Origin of the sequence: Microbulbifer variabilis ATCC 700307 (assembly GCF_000380565.1) — a bacterium.
In the GTDB taxonomy this organism is placed as follows: domain Bacteria; phylum Pseudomonadota; class Gammaproteobacteria; order Pseudomonadales; family Cellvibrionaceae; genus Microbulbifer; species Microbulbifer variabilis.
In genome coordinates this window covers 1-19,437 of record NZ_AQYJ01000024.1, presented here as the reverse complement: position 1 = coordinate 19,437, position 19,437 = coordinate 1, and the positions used below count along the sequence as shown (strand labels likewise).

Annotated in this window: 16 protein-coding genes and 1 tRNA gene; 3 read left to right on the top strand and 14 right to left on the bottom strand. The window is 47.2% G+C overall.

The genetic code is table 11. The features are described 5' to 3' along the window. Positions 1-127: 127 nt before the first annotated feature. Positions 128-625, top strand: a complete 498-nt coding sequence (locus G367_RS0106925; RefSeq protein WP_245556666.1) for a helix-turn-helix domain-containing protein — start codon at positions 128-130, stop codon at positions 623-625. A gap of 34 nt (positions 626-659) precedes the next feature. On the opposite strand, the gene cueO is transcribed toward G367_RS0106925, so the two are convergent. Further along, on the bottom strand, positions 660-2,237 hold the full coding sequence (gene cueO, locus G367_RS0106920) for a multicopper oxidase CueO (RefSeq protein WP_020412388.1): 1,578 nt from the start codon (positions 2,235-2,237) through the stop codon (positions 660-662). Positions 2,238-2,685: 448 nt separating this feature from the next. On the opposite strand from cueO, the gene G367_RS0106915 reads away from it, so the two are divergent. Beyond that, the gene (locus G367_RS0106915) at positions 2,686-3,327 is read left to right on the top strand and encodes a tetratricopeptide repeat protein (protein WP_169337098.1); all 642 of its coding nucleotides are present in this window, start codon (positions 2,686-2,688) and stop codon (positions 3,325-3,327) included. Between the two features lie 1,185 nt (positions 3,328-4,512). Here the strand turns inward: G367_RS0106915 and cas6e are convergent. From cas6e to rlmE, 12 genes are all read right to left on the bottom strand, one after another. Beyond that, complete coding sequence (gene cas6e, locus G367_RS0106910; protein ID WP_020412386.1) at positions 4,513-5,283, bottom strand: type I-E CRISPR-associated protein Cas6/Cse3/CasE; 771 nt, start codon at positions 5,281-5,283, stop codon at positions 4,513-4,515. A 10-nt stretch (positions 5,284-5,293) separates the two neighbouring features. Further along, positions 5,294-6,052, bottom strand: a complete 759-nt coding sequence (cas5e, locus tag G367_RS0106905) for a type I-E CRISPR-associated protein Cas5/CasD (RefSeq protein WP_020412385.1) — start codon at positions 6,050-6,052, stop codon at positions 5,294-5,296. Positions 6,053-6,060: 8 nt separating this feature from the next. Further along, positions 6,061-7,137: a type I-E CRISPR-associated protein Cas7/Cse4/CasC gene (gene cas7e, locus G367_RS0106900; protein ID WP_020412384.1), complete on the bottom strand. Its 1,077-nt coding sequence runs from the start codon at positions 7,135-7,137 to the stop codon at positions 6,061-6,063. Positions 7,138-7,271: 134 nt separating this feature from the next. Next, positions 7,272-9,422: a type I-E CRISPR-associated protein Cse1/CasA gene (gene casA, locus G367_RS24960; protein WP_020412383.1), complete on the bottom strand. Its 2,151-nt coding sequence runs from the start codon at positions 9,420-9,422 to the stop codon at positions 7,272-7,274. Between the two features lie 981 nt (positions 9,423-10,403). Further along, positions 10,404-10,949: a hypothetical protein gene (locus G367_RS0106890; protein WP_020412382.1), complete on the bottom strand. Its 546-nt coding sequence runs from the start codon at positions 10,947-10,949 to the stop codon at positions 10,404-10,406. Between the two features lie 1,235 nt (positions 10,950-12,184). Continuing rightward, positions 12,185-12,270, bottom strand: a tRNA-Leu gene (locus G367_RS0106875). A 7-nt stretch (positions 12,271-12,277) separates the two neighbouring features. Then, positions 12,278-12,709: a preprotein translocase subunit SecG gene (gene secG / locus G367_RS0106870; protein ID WP_020412380.1), complete on the bottom strand. Its 432-nt coding sequence runs from the start codon at positions 12,707-12,709 to the stop codon at positions 12,278-12,280. A 68-nt stretch (positions 12,710-12,777) separates the two neighbouring features. Beyond that, positions 12,778-13,512 (bottom strand): triose-phosphate isomerase, encoded by a 735-nt coding sequence (gene tpiA, locus G367_RS0106865; protein WP_020412379.1) that lies wholly within the window; start codon positions 13,510-13,512, stop codon positions 12,778-12,780. A gap of 119 nt (positions 13,513-13,631) precedes the next feature. Continuing rightward, entirely contained in the window at positions 13,632-14,984 is a 1,353-nt protein-coding gene (glmM, locus tag G367_RS0106860; RefSeq protein ID WP_020412378.1) for a phosphoglucosamine mutase, read from the bottom strand. A 94-nt stretch (positions 14,985-15,078) separates the two neighbouring features. Further along, a complete protein-coding gene (gene folP / locus G367_RS0106855) occupies positions 15,079-15,924 on the bottom strand; it encodes a dihydropteroate synthase (RefSeq protein ID WP_020412377.1) in 846 nt (281 codons plus the stop codon). 99 nt (positions 15,925-16,023) lie between these two features. Further along, on the bottom strand, positions 16,024-17,949 hold the full coding sequence (gene ftsH / locus G367_RS0106850; protein WP_020412376.1) for an ATP-dependent zinc metalloprotease FtsH: 1,926 nt from the start codon (positions 17,947-17,949) through the stop codon (positions 16,024-16,026). Between the two features lie 175 nt (positions 17,950-18,124). Further along, on the bottom strand, positions 18,125-18,748 hold the full coding sequence (gene rlmE, locus G367_RS0106845) for a 23S rRNA (uridine(2552)-2'-O)-methyltransferase RlmE (protein WP_020412375.1): 624 nt from the start codon (positions 18,746-18,748) through the stop codon (positions 18,125-18,127). 139 nt (positions 18,749-18,887) lie between these two features. Between rlmE and yhbY the strand changes: the two genes are divergently transcribed. Further along, complete coding sequence (yhbY, locus tag G367_RS0106840; protein ID WP_020412374.1) at positions 18,888-19,190, top strand: ribosome assembly RNA-binding protein YhbY; 303 nt, start codon at positions 18,888-18,890, stop codon at positions 19,188-19,190. Between the two features lie 112 nt (positions 19,191-19,302). On the opposite strand, the gene G367_RS27095 is transcribed toward yhbY, so the two are convergent. Then, positions 19,303-19,437 (bottom strand): hypothetical protein (locus G367_RS27095; RefSeq protein ID WP_020412373.1); only part of this gene is annotated, 135 nt, incomplete at its 5' end.

Below are 19,437 nucleotides of genomic sequence, written 5' to 3'. Positions count from 1 at the left end.
TGTGGATAAGCTAAGTGTATATAGCGAGTAACTGGTATACATTCCATCCTTCCCTGCACACTCCTTAGCCCCTGACTCCCTGAGTTATTTGTCTTTCTTTTTGATTTAAGACTTGCCAGGGACCACAGTGAAAACTAGGATACAACTTCAAGTCAGCTTGAGGTCAATAGAGATGGATGATCATCGGGAAATAGATATTCGGGAAGTCTCCAAACGTACGGGACTACCCTCCTCAACACTGCGATATTATGAGGAGAAAGGCCTAATTAAGTCTATCAGCAGGCGTGGTATCACCAGGGTGTTTCCCGGCAGCGTAGTGGAACAACTGTCATTGATATCCTTAGCGCGCTATGCCGGGTTTTCTCTCAATGAAATCGCCTCTTTGTTCACCTATGGCAGCAAACCCAATATCGACCGTGAACAATTACTTGATAAAGCTGATGAATTGGACAAAAACATTCGCCGGCTCAAGGCTATGCGCGATGGTTTGCGACATGTGGCTAATTGTCCAGAGGAGAACCAGCTGGAATGCCCCAATTTCCAGGGGCTGATCAAGAAGGCGATGAAACTGCAGCACAAGGAAGACCGTAAAGTAAAATCCACCAAACCTAGTAGACGAAATTAGCTACAGAGAATATCTAAAGGTATAGTGCTTGTACTCAAGAAACACTGAATTCCGTCATCATGCCTGAATCTTCATGTTCCAATACATGGCAGTGGACCATATAAGGCATATCTGGCATCGCTTCCCGTGGAAAACGTACATATATCTCTGCACTGCCGCCACCTGAGATAGGTACCGTATCCTTCCATCCACGCATATATGCTGGCGGTAACGTCCCATTAAATTTAACGACTCGGAACTGACAGCCGTGAATATGTACTGGGTGCAGCATCAAATCACTGCCTTCTGAAATACGCCAGTGAAGATCTCTATTGATTGGCACCTTGAATCCTGGCTCGGTAAATGCAAAGGAGACCCCATTGACTGCATTGGCGGTGAGCTGTGCCTTTAACGGCATTGCCGGAGCCTGGGTAACTAATTGCAATACTTTGTCTACTACTGCTGGATCTGTCCGCCCTGTGGCGATCATCTGTGGCAAACCTGTAGCGTTAATCAGTTTATTGGCCTGAGCCTGCCGGTTCATTTGCATCACCAGACGCTGAGAGATAGGCGGCAATGTTTGTGGTATTTGAGGCAGCGGTACCAACTGTTCCGGTAAGGTGCCCCTTCCCTCTGCTCCTGTAGGTATCACTCTCAGAAATGCCACAGGGCCATCAAACGGGGGTAAACGCATTACCGGCTGCGGCACAGGCAGGGTGATCAAATCAAAAGGCTTACCATCGCGCGCATCGATCATCAGCTCATAACGTTCGCCCGCCGCAATAGGCAGAATATCCACCTGTACCGGTTCGTGTAAGAAGCCTCCATCACTGGCAATCACATACATTGGGCGTTTATCACTAGTACTCAAGCGATAATTGCGCCCATTTGATCCATCCAGAATACGAAAGCGCAGCCAACCCCGGGGAGTTTTCACCTCTGGATTAACGGCCCCGTTAGTCAAGAGGCAATCACCACAATAACCTGCAGCTACGGTTATCTCATTGAAGCGATGAAAGAAACTACCATCTTTGTTAAAGCGGCGATCCTGAATAATCACTGGAATATCATCAACGCCCCATTCTTTTGGCAGAGGCAAAGTATCACTATTTTCATCATCAATAATAATCAGGCCGGCCAATCCCTTAAGCACCAGCTCGGCTGTAGTAGGGTAGAGGTGAGGATGAAACCAGAGCGTAGCTGCCGGCTGGATAATCGGCAGCCTTGCATGCCAGGTCTGCCCAGGCACGATCGGCATATAGGGGCCGCCATCCTCATAGCCTGGGACAATCAGGCCATGCCAGTGGGCTGTCACATTCTGCGTTAACTGATTATTGACACTCACTGTAACTGTCTGCCCTTTGCGTAAGCGTATGGCTGGGCCGAGGAAAGGCCCGTTAAATCCATAGGTAGGTGTGGTTAAACCCTGAATAAAACTCTGTTGATCCGGTTTTACCACTAGATGTATATTCCCCGCTGAATCAGCTCTCAACTCCTTTGGGATAGGCAGTGCCAAACGTTTGCCCCCATTAGGAAGAGAAGACTCCTGAGCCCTTACTTCTGTACCAGTGAATAGCGATGCCGCCATAGCACCAGTACCAAGACAAAACTCCCGACGCGTTAGACGAGACATCCTCCCTCCTTTGGAACCAAGCACATAGATAGCTCTATCCACAAATAGTAGAAAAGCAGGTGCTGTTGGGTATTGAATTGCAGGATAAACTGCCAAGCATCATTTCAGATTAGAACAAGTAAAAGTATGCCAATTTAAGCGCCCCAGTAAGAACGTATACAAATACAGACAAGAGCAAATCAGTCTTAGAACTCCCATGATTCTGATTGTGGAACAATGACACCTGTCAGACAGCCGGCATACTTAGTCTTGGCTTAGCGAAGCCGCTCGTTTACCCTACCCCCCTTTTGTGCAGTTCCTGGCAAAAGCAGTAGCTGTGTAGTCCTCTAAGCCGGATAAATGTCTTCCCAATATGCCGTTTTTAGTTCTCTCCATCCTGATACAAGTCGCTTTTGTTATTCACGTACTGAAGACCGGGCGCAATACCACCTGGATATGGATCCTGGTCATGCTGCCTTTGGCGGGACTTATTGCCTATCTGATTTTGGAAATATTGCCAGAAATGAATAATTCCCGAAACGGACAAAAAGCTCGTAGAAAAGTCCAGAAACTGATGAATCCAAATCAAGATATCAATCAGGCAGCACAAAATCTGGCCAAATCCAGTAGCATAAAAAACTATATAAAAATGGCGGAGGAGTGCCTTGAGAAGGGGCTGAACCAGGAAGCCAAGGACTTATATCAAAAGAGCTTGCAAGGCCCCTTTAAGGATGACCCTCAGATTTTGTTCGGATTAGCTCGATGTCTATTTTTGCTCAAAGAATTTAACAACTGTAAGGAAACCCTGGATTTTTTGATAGACAAGAGTCCAGAGTTTAAAGATCAGGATGCCCATCTACTCTATGCTCGCACCCTGGATGCCTTACAGATGATTGCCGAGGCTGAACATGAATACGAGACACTGTACAGCTATTATAGTGGGCCCGCCGCAGGTCTTTACTATGCAATCTTTTTAAAAAGGCTTCAACAAGGAGATAAAGCTATGAATATACTGCAAAGAATCCTAAAAAATGCAGATGAAACAAACAGTTTTTACCGCAGCATCCATAAGGATATTCTTAAGCAGGCTAAAGCAGAACTGTCAGGATAAGGCATAAAGCAGGAAATATTCTTACTCCTAAATACTTTGTTCTAAAGAAAGTAATTCTTTTCTAATACTGGAGCTTGGTAAGTGATCCGGGCTGTTGATGTAAACTATCTGGAGCAGCTACCCCGTAAAGAACAGACACGAAAATAAAAAAACAACCAAGCACAAACGAGGACTACTTTGCATTTTAGCTCTAATCAAGGAAAACCAACTACAATCGCAATTTATTGTGATTGATAACTATGTCACACTGGGTTCAGAGCTGCAGCCCGACCTAAGGACCTATCTATACCAAGTGCTAACATATAAAGTCCCAATTATCGGATCCGCCAAAAAACGATATAAAGGGACTCCAGGCAAAGCTGACACTCTACGAGGTAATAGCATCAAGCCATTATATATAAGTAGTTTTGGTGTTGGCCTTACAACCTAAAAACCTCATATCCTACAAGGTATGGCCAATACAGAATACCCTCACTTTTGAAACTGGTAGATAGAGAATGCAAGCACTATCCGGTTAGCTGGTCCAAGGAAAGGATGCCCTAAAAAGTAGTGGCCAGCAGCCGAACATCGACTGCTGGCCATTGCACTCGTACAGCACAAACCCCATCCCCGGCAAACACTCTAGCAGATAACATCATTCCCCAGAGTTTGTTCAACCCTGCACAGGCAGGGAAACATCCACACTCCGACTAACGATTTCTCCATCGTCGGTTCATCCCCGTGGGCACAGGGAAAGTTCAAACTTTGAAGATTTAGTAATCAGCTAATTATTTACGTCGCCAGAAATAGGCGCGATAACTTACCACTAGAATTATGAAAGTGCATTACCCCTAAATAGGTAATTCAACACAAGGAGGGAAATTATTAAAGCCTTAGTCGAGTTTTATCAACTGCCTCCAGACCATTGAGAAGCTCACGCCTTAGGCTAAGCTATTGCTCCCACAGTAAACTGACCCCGCATAGCGGGGAACATATTGGCCTTCATCTGTATTTTAAAAATACTACCGGCTAAACCCCACCCATGTGGGGAACACACCTGGAGAAAATCAATCGGGATTGATTTTATCGGTAAAGCCCTGCCTGAGCTGGGAAATTGACAATACTTGTTTCATACTCGAGAAAGTGTCTAATATATACGCCCTCATCAAAAAAACTCAGCCTGCAAATACTCCACTCTTCTAAAAGTCAAATGCGGCGTATCAGCATCAAACCACAACCAAATGCCTTGGCCGGACCAATACCCGTACAAATCTTCTGTGAGAATAACTCTGGATCAGTCACCAGCAGTTCTCCACGATAATCTACTGAGCAGAAACCAGCACCGCGTCCTTTTTTCGGCAGAAGGTTCCAGCGATAGCCATTACTGTGAAGTTTTGGAGGGTAAATATCAAAACCCATGCGCGAGCCCCTATCAATCAGCCAGTGACGAGAAGCTACCACGGATACCTCCTGGAGCCGGGATTCTATTTGCCCACCTGCATAGAAACCTGGTTTTGCATCCAGTAGGCGCTGTTTCAACTCTCCCTTTCTTCCGCTTTGCAAAAGTGAATGAGTTTTACATTGATCACGTAACCAATGATATTGGGCATCCATCAAAATATCATGACGCTTACCTCGGCCAGCCACAGCCGACTTTCGTGAAATAGTAGGGTTGGCTCGCAGGCGAAACGCCAGCCGATCCCCGGCCTGTAACCGAGGTATAAAAGCTTTACTCTCTACACTAAACAGCGACCCATCTCTAATCGGCTTCTTCCGAGAAAGCAGGTAAAATACTGGCAGACTTCGCTCACTCAGGAGCTGCTCACAGGCTGATTCCTCACGAAACAGAAAACGCTCGCTACCATTGAATAACTCCCATAACATCTGATGGATACCGTAGCTGTTATTTTTCAACAGGGTCGCCAATTGCGCTTGTATGGCTAAACTGGAGGACACTTGAATTCTGGATAAGTACATAGTCACTTCCTTATGAACGCCAGTGATATTCCATACGCGGCTGGAACTGCCAGCGCTTGCGAGATAGAGGTTCGTCCAGGCGACTCAATTGCTGCACAGCTCCCAAGGAAAACTGTTCATCTTCCTGTGAAAAATCCTCTATATCACCCTCCCAGTAGTATTGCCTAGGCAAATCATCAGGTCGCCAGCGCTCCTGCCTTGCCCATGTAAGTTGATACTGCAAGACGTCAGTCAATGGGTACAGATCAAGTGCATGCCGAAAATTCTCAGCCTCTATTAAATGAGCAGCAGTGGGTACCGACAAAGGAAAAGCCTTACGCCCCAGATACAGATGAAACTTGGGGCGAGCCAGTGCCCCAGCCAGATCTTTCAGCGACCAATGCGCGCTCTCTGTTGCTTTAAGAGCGACCAATACTTGAGCATCGGCTAAGTATTCGCGTTGAGACAAGATAGTGCCCAGCCGGCTGCAGCCCACTACCAATTCGTCCCTACGTGTGCGATAACGGAATTTACCGGCACTGTCTGGAGCTTGTATTGTATGAAAGTCTCTTTGCAGAACTCCCGAGTTAACTATTTTTATTGCCTGACAATACCCTCTCGCCAACTCCAACTGCTGTGTTTCCTCTGATCTCTTAATACCCAATGCTGCACCAAGCAAACCTGCAATAGCTGACTTGCTGGGATAACAAGCACTGTGCCTGATTCCACCAACTGCAACCTCTCCCCAGGATGCCATGGCGCCATAAAGGCGAAATACCAAGTGTTCCATAAAGCCACCTATTCGCTAACGAATGCCAGCAACTCTCGCAGGCTACCCTGCCCATTTACGGCATTGAGAATATAGCGGCTGTCAGCACACTGGCCATATACCTTGTCGAAATTATGCAGTTGTCCTTGCAGCGCATCAATCGCCTCCTGAGCGTAATCCTCGCTATAGCGATCCACGGGTTTTAAATAGGCTACGGAAAGTGATCGCGGCTGCTGATCGCCGACTTCAGCGAGCACATAAGAGGCATATGCACGGCTGGCATAACTGTTTTGTTTTCCGGCAGGAGCAATTTTGAGAATTGTTTCAGTCAAGGCTGCAAGTGTACGATCGGCAAGTGATTTATCTTCACCAAGGTTATCAATCAGCTGCTCTTTGTTGATACAAATATAAGAGTAGAAAAGTCCTGCGGCAAAACCGGCTTCTCCGAGGTGAGCTGCACCATTATCCTTACCATGATTATTGAGGTCGTCCACTGCGGTAAAATAATCATCCTCAATGACTACAGAATGTACTGATAGTGCATGAGCCACTTGACAAGCGGCTTCGATATTATAAGCAGGCTTGGAGGCGAGCATTCTACCAAACAGGGCGATATCTACCGCCATATTTTCTCTACGCAGTAAGTCCAGCTCAGATTTTTCCGGCTCACGACCTTCTGCTGCAAGTTTGTGTAACAGATCCTCAATACCCTTTTGCTCAGCCAAACTCAGGTGCACCAGCTGCTCAATTTCGAGATCCGCACTTGGATTATCTTTTTCCGACTTTTTTAGTTTGCCAAATTGTTCAGCTATCCTCTGAGCCCATAGTTTTGCTTTCTTCTCTGCTACTCCCAGCCTAAGTAACTTTTCAAAAACCAAAACACCTTGTCGCTTACTGCGCGTTCCAACTAAGCCATTTTCTGCCTCTCTCCCTAAGGCACGCTGGAATAAATCTGAAGTGCGCCAGTGACGTTTTAGACTCTGTGAGGATATGCGAAGTCGATCATACCCCCCCATTTTGGCAGTTTTTGGTCTCCCTAAATCATCCCGGTTCAGATTAGCTGGTGGATAGGCAGTCAAAACATGTAATTGGATAAACCGACTCACTACTCTCTCCTTGTTTTGAGACGATTGTTCGCTCAAAAGCACTCACGCCAGCTTTGATACCGATAAGAACTCTAAAGGAAGTTCATAATTTGAAAATCAACTCGCTGACTAAAAAATATTAAACTTGAGACTAACTAATAATCTAACAGCCTTGCGTAATAGTCCGTTGCCCAACGAACAGCCAATCGCTCCCTTACATTTCGCACCGGTGCCACTCGCCTTTCATGCTGCCAATGCAACAAATCATTAGCTAGACTGGCGATATCTGCTTTTCCACTAAGTAATCTTAGAGCCCTGACCAGACGTCGATAAAATTCAGGAGTGTCTCTACTCCGTTGCAGTTGGGAAAAGCGCATCTCACTCATCACCGGCCGTCCATTTCCTTCATCAACAGTAGCTAGAGAATGAGCAATTGTTTTCGCCACATCTCTAGGAGTATCACTGCTAACGTGAGCAGCCAAAGTCGCTACAAGTGCAGCATCCTCCAGACGAATATCTTCGTTGTTTTGCCAACGGTCGGGCATTGCCTTCAAAAAACGAATGAATGCTGAAGTAACCAAAGCGTCCATTGGTTCTACAGCACGCCGTAGCCGCGCACGGTCTGCGCGTCCCTCTAACGTATTGAGCCAGGTATGCCATGCACGCAGTTTCGAAACATCTTCACTTTTGAGAAATTGATAACTCGCCATCACGCTCTCTCCTTGCTCAAATTCAGCGTCACTATCCAGTAAATTCACTCTGGCCATACGACTTAACTTGGCTTGTAGACCCTCCCTAGCTCCAAAAACTCTTTTCTGATTTAAATCTTCTACAAAATTGTCAAGTATCCACCGATCAAAACTTTCTTCTGCAACAGTTTTAAGAGTTCTGTACCAGCTTGCTATCATATTTTGTGACACAGATTTTAGTTCTTGAGAGTGTGTGGAGAGGATGCTCAGCATTTTGTAAAATTCCGGCTCAGTAATTCTCCAGAAATTTCGATCAATAAATAAAAGATTGCCTTTAGCTTCTTTATATTGAGGAAACCACACAGATTTGATATAAAAGCGCAGTGCCTTTAACACATCTCTTGCCATCTTTATTAGCAAACTTACTTGCTCAACAAAATGCACTTGTTCGTGCTGCTTTACTAAAATTACAGGCATTTGGTATTCGGACCAATAGCGGGCCTTCATGTTGTCCATGTCATATCCAAAGCACCACAAACTCAGATGATTACCACCAGTCTTTTCATTAATTAATTCACCATACTCCTTATTAAAATAATGCACAGTTGCACTGGCACGATCACCTAGAGTATCGTCATGCCATAACAGGCCAAGCCAGCGTTGATAACCGATTGCATCCCGCTGCCCCTTTAAACTGATTGGTGGGCTCTTTTTCTTTGGATTAAATCGATAGGGTGTTAACGGATGAAGCCAAGCACCATCGTAATTGACACCATAGTTCTTGGATATAAAATGACTAAGTAAAGAAGAAGAGTGCTCGCCGCATAAGTCGCATGAGCCAATATGTAATGTCGCCAGATCCAGGCGAATCCTTCGAGGCATGGACCAGTACATTTGCAAAGGGTGTGTATCTTCGGGGTAAGTAGGCATCCCGTTGGTGTTGGAAAGTCGTGTAGGAGCCAGCCAAGGAAAAACACTGGTATCCTTATTACTCGGCCTAGTGGGTATTTCCTCCATTGGTAATACATTCAGCCAGAGCTTTTGCCAGAGACTACTTTCATCTGAAGACGACATTAGCAGCGTGGTTAAAGGGCCTCCGCCACGCAGGCTGGTTCTATGCCCCAGCCCACCTGAAGGGGCATTAATCTGCAAGGTTAAAAGAGCAGTGGCAACACAGCTAGGACACATACCTTGAACCTGGTTACACTTAATAAAGTGATCCAAATTTGCCTTACAGGTTTTATTACCGGGCGCTTCAATCAATAAGGAGACAACCGGCTTGGACTCACCAGTAACCAAACCCAGATCCTGCATAAAAGCTGGCTCGGTCCAAGCCATTAACTCAAACACATTTTCATAGTATGAAAAAACAGCTTTGAGTGACTCTGGTGAAGGGGATTCCTGATATAGCCTCCCCCAAGAATTCACATTTCTCGGTGCAAAAGTAGTCTGTAGCAGGCCAATCAGAAACTGATACAAAGCCCCACGAAAATCTGCACGTACTGTCACAATATCAAGGATCGAATTATCCCGATCCGTAATCTGCCAGGGGGTGACTTTAACTCTTGCTCCATCCTGACGAATTACCGGTATCCATGAGTCACTAATAAGATTCACTTTGATCCTCCCTGATCAAATACTATCCAGTTTTATTGCAGCAATATTACCAATCCTTTTCATAAGGACCAGAAATTACATTCACCTTGATACTTGGAGGTCTCGCTATAAATATTTGATGGCCTATCGGCTCTCACTAATAGACATTCTAAATTTAATTGATTCTTCTCCCAATAAAATGATCTATCTCAATTAATAGGTATTTTTTTCGTTTATTGACCAGGGCTCTTCATTAATTTAGCAGTAGAGTAACTGTCCAGTTCATTAATATTGCCCTCCTATAGAGACCGAGGTCATTGTGGTTATTGGATATTGAACTCACGCCCCTTAAAGTGATGCTATTATTTTCACTAGCTCATCGAGGATTTTGGCTGCTTGGATTTATAAGGCTTATATTAAAAGTTTTAAGCTTCTATCAACGGCCAATGTAAACACCCCTTAAATCTTAAAGAATCTCATTAATCATGGCTTCAACAAACAGGCTTAATAAAAATAAATAATTCCAAAACAGGACCAAGTGGCAATCTTAAGAGATTTTTGAAAACGCTCTTAACTTTTATAAACTACGATATACAGACGATCTATCTAAGACATGTGGTTAAGACATTGCCCCCCCAGCAAGCAACACCACAAAATTAAGAAAAATAAAATTTATTCATATAATTGCATTATGCAACTATCAGGGAGTAGTGGCGCTCGAGCGCATAGAAAATAGCAGCTTTATTAAGCTCATGTTCTTATTAAGTGCCTAGCTAATTTGAGATACAACTAAAACCCAAGCTCTACAGCTCCATACCAAATATTAAGTAATTACTCAAAGATAGGGGGTCTCATACTTTTCTCAATACAAGGTAATTTTAGATTCTCAAAGGGTTTAACTTGGGTCTTATAATAAGTCCACAATCAGTAACGGATATTACATTGAAACAGAGTCCGACTATAGGATAGCCGGTATTTCTACCGGCACTATCAATCTACGAACTAAAATACCTCGTAAATATAAACTTCTAAATCTACATCTTGGATCACGTCCATATCACCCTGAATATCGACTGTTAAATTATCGCACTTGCCTTCTGTAATTAAGGTATTATCGATAGTTAAGATTACCTCTTTACGCAACTCTGAAATAGGTACGTTGGTGTAGATATTCTTGTTGTCCCTATCAGCTCCTATTGCAATTTTGCTACCATCCTCAGCAATACAGCTAGCTGTCATCCTGATGTCATAAACAAAATCATAGATCTTGGGACGATCCATGGTATAACAATTTTCTCTGGCGTATGAAGAGCGACAAATGACGTCTGGTTTAATTTCTCCTAGACCTGATACGATTGCGGTAATATCAAAGGTAATTTCCTGTCCACTATCACCGAAGATTTCAATATTTGCAATGCGCCGGGTATCTGAACTATGGAAAAAATCTGTAACACTATGCTTAACACCAGCAATTGCAACCACTTCCGCAAACAATGGGCTGGAGAGCAAAAAAGCCAACACCAATAACACAACTTTAAAACACTTCATTTTTTATCCTTAAAAAATTAACATACGCAGCAGCAGTATAAATACCCTTTTATTTACTAACAAGTAAGTATCGAACTCAGTCAGCTCAATTACATTGACGCACTATAAATCAAAGGATTTCAGCTCAATTATCATTTATGGCGCTGGCAATTAAACGCTGAACTTCACCCCTACTTTACTCTTAATAGAATGTACCGCGGTGCCATTTAGAAATAATCAGACTGGGGAGCTAATTTTACTTAGCTAAACAGAAGAGTTCGGGTTGCTCTCACTCCGAAGAGCACATTAAAGTTTGATTCTATCTGCTGACTTGTAAGAAGCCCCAAGTGCGAACCCTGCAAGTCCCTGGCATAGCTACATAATGAATAATGGCCTCACTTCTTGCAGGGAAAATTTACCTATCTATCATTGGGTGCTAGATAGCCACATACTGTTCGCTGAAGCCTGCCGTCAAACTAAATTATTGACTTACGGATTCTTGAAGTGAAAGTACAGTAACTAGTTTCCCAGCTATATTTTGCTCCGCCAAGACAATTGTGGAACTATGAGCAAGTTTGCCAAACTGAACGGCATAGCAACAAATTCAGCGAATATCCCGCAAAACCCGTAGAGCAACATGCATTACATCCCGCTCCTCAATATGACGGACAACAGAAATTTCATCTTGGGAATGCAGGTAGGTGTTAGGCCTTTGCCCAATTTGAAAGAAGATATTATTTCTTAACCTGGCTCGCACATGATCGGCGATCCCTTCTGCCTAAATCCCTTTTTGATAATTTCATCACTCTTCCACAGCTGCAGAAAAATTTCAGTCTATTCGAATCTCACCTGGTGTTTTTCAATGTGCTTTCTACCAAAAGAGGCACGCCTCCTACGAATAGCAAATTTATTCCTGCAACTTTTACTACTTCTGCTATAGGCAATCCCGGAGCCAGCGTTCATTGCTTTGCCTGGAATCGGCATCCACGCGGCCAATACTTTACTCCAGTAGATTTGAGCACAAGCACAACCCCTGGCCATCTGTTAGCCACTGGTCCTTGTCGCTTGGTTTGACCTGCTTGGTTTGGGCATTCAGAGCCATAGTGGTGTTACCAGTTTCTAAATTGAACCAGGTAGCACCAAATATAGCACCGGATGACAACGAACAAGAGCGGGGGGGCTGTACCCTCCAGATAGCAAAAAGCCCGGATTTACCGGGCTTTCTGGATGATTCCGAACTTCTTCGGATCTTGATGTGGTGCCCAGGGCGGGACTTGAACCCGCACGAGCATAGCTCACTACCCCCTCAAGATAGCGTGTCTACCAATTCCACCACCTGGGCTTAAAATTTACTGCTGTTCCTCATTTTCCTGATCAGCTTCAGACTCTGTGGAGTCACTGTCAGTGGGAGCCTGGGGAACATCACCAGATTCCAAATCTGCTTCGAGTTGCGGGATATCACTTTCGATTTCGGGCAACTCTGTAGCAGGGGCGCCCTGCTCTATTACAGCAGGTATTTGCGGCAGGTCTGCATCGACATTAGCATCGGCGTTCTGACGAGCCAAAAAGGCCAGCCCCAAACTGGTGACGAAGAATACCGTCGCAAAAATTGCTGTCAAGCGAGAAAAGAAATTTCCGCTACCCTGACTACCAAAAACTGTCTGTGATGCACCCGCACCAAAAGAGGCACCTGCTTCCGCGCCTTTACCTTGTTGCAGCAAAATCAAACCGATAATGCTCAACGCTGTCAGAACGTGTACGACTAATACCAATTTTTCCATTTTCTGGAAACTCTCTGCCGGGGTTGAACCAACCCGTTTTCAGTATTCCCTAATCCACCCGCTGTAATCTAGATTGCAGCGTGGCAAATTGCAGCGAACTCTTTCGCATCAAGCGAGGCTCCACCAACAAGGGCACCGTCAATATCAGCCTGCGCAAACAGCGCGCCGGCATTAGCGGATTTTACACTACCGCCATATAAAATCTGCACTTCAGCACCAATATTACCGAGCTGAGCACGGATAAACTGATGCACACTCTGTGCTTCCTCTGGAGTCGCAGTTTTTCCTGTGCCTATGGCCCAAATTGGCTCATAAGCAACAACAGCGTCTTTCCAGGCGTTTGTATCAATAAGATCACTTATCGCCGCAATTTGTGCAGTAACAACCTCTAGAGTACGCCCCTCTTCCCTCTCTTCAAGGGTTTCTCCCACACACAAAATGGGAATCAGGCCAGCCCGCTGAGCAGCAACAAATTTCTTCGCTACCAGCTCATTGGTTTCTGCGTAGAGGCTACGGCGCTCAGAATGACCGACAATTACATATCGGGCATTCCAGTCGAGCAACATGTTTGCAGAAACTTCACCAGTAAAAGCCCCTACGGGCTCCTGGCTCATATTCTGCCCGCCGACCCAAATGCTGCCTTTATCCTTCGCTACCTGAGCAACCAAGGGGAGGTAAGGGAATGGCGGACATACAACAACGTCGGAAGTCACTCCCTCCAGATCGAGGTCTGCAAAAAAATGCTCGGCAAACTCTCGGCTGCCATTCATTTTCCAGTTAGCTGCTACCAGCGGTGTTCGCATGTGTGCTCCTTCAAGGGGCGCAAATCTTAGCGACATTGCCGCCAACATACAACCAAAAATATACGACTTTACCGTATACCCGGCTCAGTCCAGCTTACCAAGCTTTCTTCAATTCGGAATCAGCTATTCCCTATCCGCTCAACCACGGAGGAAATCTGTTTTGCCAATTGTTCAACCAGTGCACTGTCGCGTCCTTCTACCATTACCCGAATCAGTGGCTCAGTGCCTGATGGGCGCAAGAGTACACGTCCACTATCGGCAAGCTGGCCCTCTGCATCGCTAACGGCCGCTCTCACGTCCCGGTGCTCAATTACACCATCTCTATGCCCCAGTCGCACATTAATCATGTGCTGGGGTAGCATTCTCATACGCGATTTGAGCTGATGCAAGGGCTCATTAAATTCACGCAAAGCACGAAGTACCTGAAGTGCAGCAACAATACCATCACCGGTGGTGGAGGCATCAGCACAGATAATATGGCCCGAAGATTCACCACCCAGCATCCAACCATTTGCAGACATTTTCTCCAGGACATAACGATCCCCGACTTTTGCCCGCTCAAATGGGATATTGCGCTCTCGCAAGGCCAGCTCGAACCCATAGTTACTCATTAGGGTGCCGACCACCCCTTTACACCCACCAAGGAACTCTTGCTGGTGCAAGCCGATAATAAAAAGCAACTGGTCGCCATCGACGAGTTCACCGTTACGATCCACAAATAGTACTCGGTCACCATCGCCATCGAATGCAATTCCCAAATCCGCTCCCTGTTCCAGCACTGCCTTCTGGAGCTGCTGGGGTTGGGTCGAGCCGCACTCAAGGTTGATATTCATTCCATCAGGACTGACACCCAAGGCTGTGACCTCGGCTCCAAGCTCACGGAATACTTTCGGGGCAATATGGTATGTCGCTCCATTGGCGCAATCCAATACGATCTTGAGCCCATCGAGGGAGAAGTTCCAGGGAGTAGATGCCTTGCTGAACTCGATATAGCGAGCAGCAGCATCATCAATTCGGTGGGCCTTGCCGAGATCCTTTGCGGTCTCCATAGGCAGGCTCAGCGCCGCCTCAATTTCCATCTCTATCTGATCTGGTAACTTGCTACCCTCAGCACTAAAGAACTTAATACCGTTATCATGGTAAGGGTTGTGAGAGGCACTGATCACAATACCTGCGCGCGCATGGAAAGTCCGGGTTAAGTAGGCGATTGCAGGCGTTGGCATTGGCCCAAGCAATCCCACATCCACGCCGGCATTTATCAAGCCAGCCTCCAGTGCGGCCTCAAACATATAACCGGAAACCCGTGTATCCTTGCCAATCAAAATACAGGGTCTGCCCGGACGCTTCTCGCCAGCCATTTTTCCCAGCACCTTACCGGCAGCATATCCCAATCGCAGCATAAAATCCGGGGTAATCGCGCCTTCACCCACTCGCCCACGGATACCATCAGTGCCAAAAAATTTTCTTTCCATAACTCTTCTCAGTAACGTCAAATACCGCTTTTTTATTTTGCGGAAAATACAGAAATTTCCCAGCGGCTCGGTTTAACTTTGTCAGTGGAACGGGTTAGCCTTCGCGGTCAACCATTTGTTGTAAGCGCAACACATCCACGGTCTCTGCGACGTCATGGACCCGCAGGATCTTAGCTCCTCGCTGCGCAGCCATCATGGCGAGAGCCAGACTTCCAGGCAGCCTTTCATCCACTTCACGTTTTAGCAGCCGCCCGATCATTGACTTGCGAGATAACCCGGCAAGGATAGGAATATTGGAGGGGGCCAGCTGAGATAAACCACGTAATAGTGCTAGGTTATGCGCATCAGTTTTTCCAAAGCCGAAACCCGGATCAATGATAAGCCGCTCGCGTACTATTCCCCGGCTTTCACATATCGCGATTCTCTGCTCCAGATAAGCGGCAACTTCCTCCACTACATTTCCATAGGAAGGCGCCGCCTGCATGCTACCTGGCTGTCCCTGCATATGCATCAGGCAAATTGGTAATCCAGTTTGCGCCGCAGCTTCTAAGGCCCCAGGCCGCTCCAAAGCACGAACATCATTAATTAAGCCTGCCCCAACTTCGGCAGCGGCCTGCATCACCGCAGGAGTACTGCTATCGACAGAAATTACAATTTCAAAGTTCGAGCTAATAGCCTCAACAACTGGAATAACCCGATCTAACTCCTCTTGTTCCGAAACCGGGCTTGCTCCTGGGCGGGTGGACTCACCACCCACATCCAGAATGGCAGCTCCTGCCATCAGCATCTGTTCAGCTCGACACAGAACCAGAGACAGGTCCAGGCTTCCGCCAGCATAGTAGCTGCCGCCGTCAGAGAAAGAGTCCGGTGTTGTATTCAGGACCCCCATAACAACAGGCTGGGATAAGTCCAGCGCATGTTTTCCACAAATAATTTTCATGTCAAAGATAAAAAAACGGAATGCCAGAGCGGAATAGGCATACGCCTTATCTCCGATCGGGCATTCCGTTAGTTATGTCCTTGTAATTCTGTTTGGAGCTCAATGCTCGTTCAGCGGGCCGCCCACGGTATTACTTTTATCGGCTTCGGTAGAAGCTTCATGAGTCTCAGTATCCGCTTCGCCGGTAGAGCTGTTACCGCCAGAACCAAAATTATTGTCCTGCCAGTCCCGCGGCTGGCGTACCTTACGGCGAGCCATCAAATCATCAACTTGCTCTGCATCCAGGGTTTCATATTCCATCAACGCATCTTTCATCGCTTCAAGAATATCCCTGTTTTCCTCGAGCAGTTTACTCGCTCGTTCGTAGCAGCTATCAATAATACGGCGTACTTCCTCATCAATTTCATTGGAGGTCTTACCGGAAACAGGGTTGCCCTGCCCTGGCTGTCCACTGTCATCCTCACCGTAGTGCAGCGGACCCAGTTTCTCGGAAAGCCCCCACTTGGTCACCATATTGCGCGCCAAATCAGTGGCTCGCTCGATATCGTTGGAGGCCCCAGTCGTTACGCCATCGATACCCAAAGTCATTTCCTCAGCGATACGCCCACCAAACAGAGAGCACAACTGCGATTCAATCGCACGCTTGGAAAGGCTGTACTTATCTTCTTCCGGTAGGAACTGGGTGACTCCAAGCGCGCGGCCACGAGGAATAATGGTTACCTTATGTACAGGGTCATGCTCCGGCACCAGGCGGCCAATAATAGCGTGACCAGCTTCATGGTAAGCAGTATTCACTTTTTCCTTTTCATTCATAACCATGGACTTACGCTCGGCACCCATCATGATCTTGTCACGGGCACGTTCGAACTCTTCCATAGTCACAGTGCGCTTGTTTGCACGAGCAGCAAACAAGGCTGCCTCATTTACCAGGTTCGCCAAATCAGCACCGGAAAAGCCGGGAGTCCCACGAGCAATAGTCTGGGCATTGACCTTGTCATCCAGAGGCACCTTGCGCATGTGCACTTTAAGGATCTGCTCACGTCCACGGATATCAGGCAGACCCACAAATACTTGACGATCAAAACGGCCGGGGCGCAAAAGGGCATGGTCAAGCACATCAGGGCGGTTAGTTGCGGCAATAACAATCACCCCTTCACTACCCTCAAAACCATCCATCTCCACTAGCAACTGGTTCAGTGTCTGCTCGCGCTCATCGTGGCCACCGCCCACACCGGCACCACGGTGGCGACCAACAGCATCAATCTCATCGATAAAGATGATACAGGGGGCCTGCTTCTTGGCCTGTTCAAACATATCGCGTACGCGGGAAGCACCCACACCGACAAACATCTCTACAAAGTCGGAACCTGAAATAGAGAAAAATGGTACTTTGGCCTCACCGGCAATAGCCTTAGCCAGCAGAGTCTTACCAGTACCAGGAGGACCGCACATCAAGACCCCACGTGGAATGTTGCCGCCCAAGCGCTGGAACTTGGTCGGGTCACGCAGGAACTCAACTAACTCCTGCACTTCCTCTTTTGCTTCATCCACACCCGCAACGTCGGCAAAGGTGGTTTTGATTTGATCTTCGCCCAACAAACGCGCCTTGCTCTTGCCAAAGGCCATTGGGCCAGAGCGCCCACCGGCACCGCCCTGCATCTGGCGCATAAAGAACATAAATACAGCGATGATGATTAGAATCGGGAAACTGGCAACCAACAGCTGCTGCCAGATACTGGGGGACTCCGGCTCACGACCGACGAACTGCACATTGCTGCGCACTAGCTCATTAGTGAGTTCGTCATCAATGATTTGTGGCTGGATAGTCTTAAAGCGGTTGCCATCCGCCTTCTCCCCGGTGATCACCAGGCCATCTACAACCACACTTTTTATCTGGCCCGACTGCACATCCTGAACAAAGTCGGAATAGCTGAGAGCCTCATCCCGTGACTGCGGTTTAAAGTTCTGAAATACCATCAGCAGCACCGCCGCGATGATCAACCACAGTACAAGGTTCTTTGCCATATCATTCAAAGGGATAGCCCTCTCGCTTTCGCACTCAAAATCCGTTCATCCGGCAACGCCGGTCACATCGACACTGATTCAAACCAGTATAGGTGCGGGGGTCAACAGCCCTGCCCCCGATCTTGGTATCGCTTATACCATATCGGGCGCCCAGACCAGAAATACACCGCTCGCCTCAACCGCCCTTAAAACCACGCGCTACCAAGTAGACTTCGCGGGAGCGGGGCCTGGAAGCACCGGGCTTACGGGTCACAACACTGTTGTAGCTGCCGCGTAGATCGCGAATCAGCTCGTCAAAACCCTCGCCCTGGAACACCTTGGCAACGAAGGCCCCGCCGGGTTTCAGAACCTGGCGAGCCATATCCACAGCCAATTCCACCAAATACATGGAGGCGGGCTGATCCACGTCGCGTATCCCACTCATATTGGGGGCCATATCGGAAATCACAAGGTCTGCCAGATCATCACCTAAGTGTTGCAGCAGCTCATTGAGCACTGACTCCTCGGTAAAGTCGCCTTGTACAAAGTCCACGCCCGCCAGAGGGTCCATAGGCAATATGTCAGACGCCAAAACCCGGCCTTTGTGCCCCACCAGCTCCATTGCGACCTGGGACCAGCCACCCGGCGCCGCTCCCAGGTCGACAACCGTCATGCCCGGTTTGAACAAGCGGTCCTTATTGTGCAGCTCCTGCAGCTTGTAGCTGGCACGGGAGCGGTAGCCCTCTTTTTGGGACTGCTTGACGTACTGGTCATTAAAATGTTCACGCAACCAACGGTGGCTGCTCTTAGATCGGCCCATCAGGTACAATGCCTACAATCACTACAGCTTAATTATAAGAGCGGCCACAGACCGCGCATGTCCCAAACGTCTGCTGGTGACAATCGAGGTCTGTGGCTGCTTCCACATCGATATCCACAAAGTGGTAATGGAGTATTGTATGCCTTTAACCGCCGACCGCAAAAAAGCTCTTCGCTCTCTCGGTCACAACCTGAAACCCGTGGTGACTGTAGCCGGCAATGGGCTCAGCGATGGCGTGATGGAAGAACTGGAGCGTGCGCTTGAAGATCACGAGCTGATCAAGGTCAAATTAATGATTGCCGACCGTGAAGTTCGCCACCAGATCGTGGGCGACCTCTGTGCGAAATCCTCCTCGGAACTGGTGCAAGAGATTGGCAAGATTGCATTGATTTACCGTGCGGCGCAGAAGCCGGATGTTAAGAAATCCAACTTATTGCGTTAATTTTTTGGAGCGGCAAATGCCGCTCCAAAAATCACCTCGAAGCTATCAATACCCTGCTAAACCAGCGAAATTATTGCCTTTCCCTTCCAGGCTCCAGAACTCAACTAATATCCTACTCTGCCGGTGAAGGATCTGTATTATCAGGGATATTATCCCCATCAGTGTCAGGATTAATGGGGTTTGTACCCAGCTCAAATTCCAGGGCATTCGTCAGGCCATCACCATCGGGGTCTTCACCACGATCCTC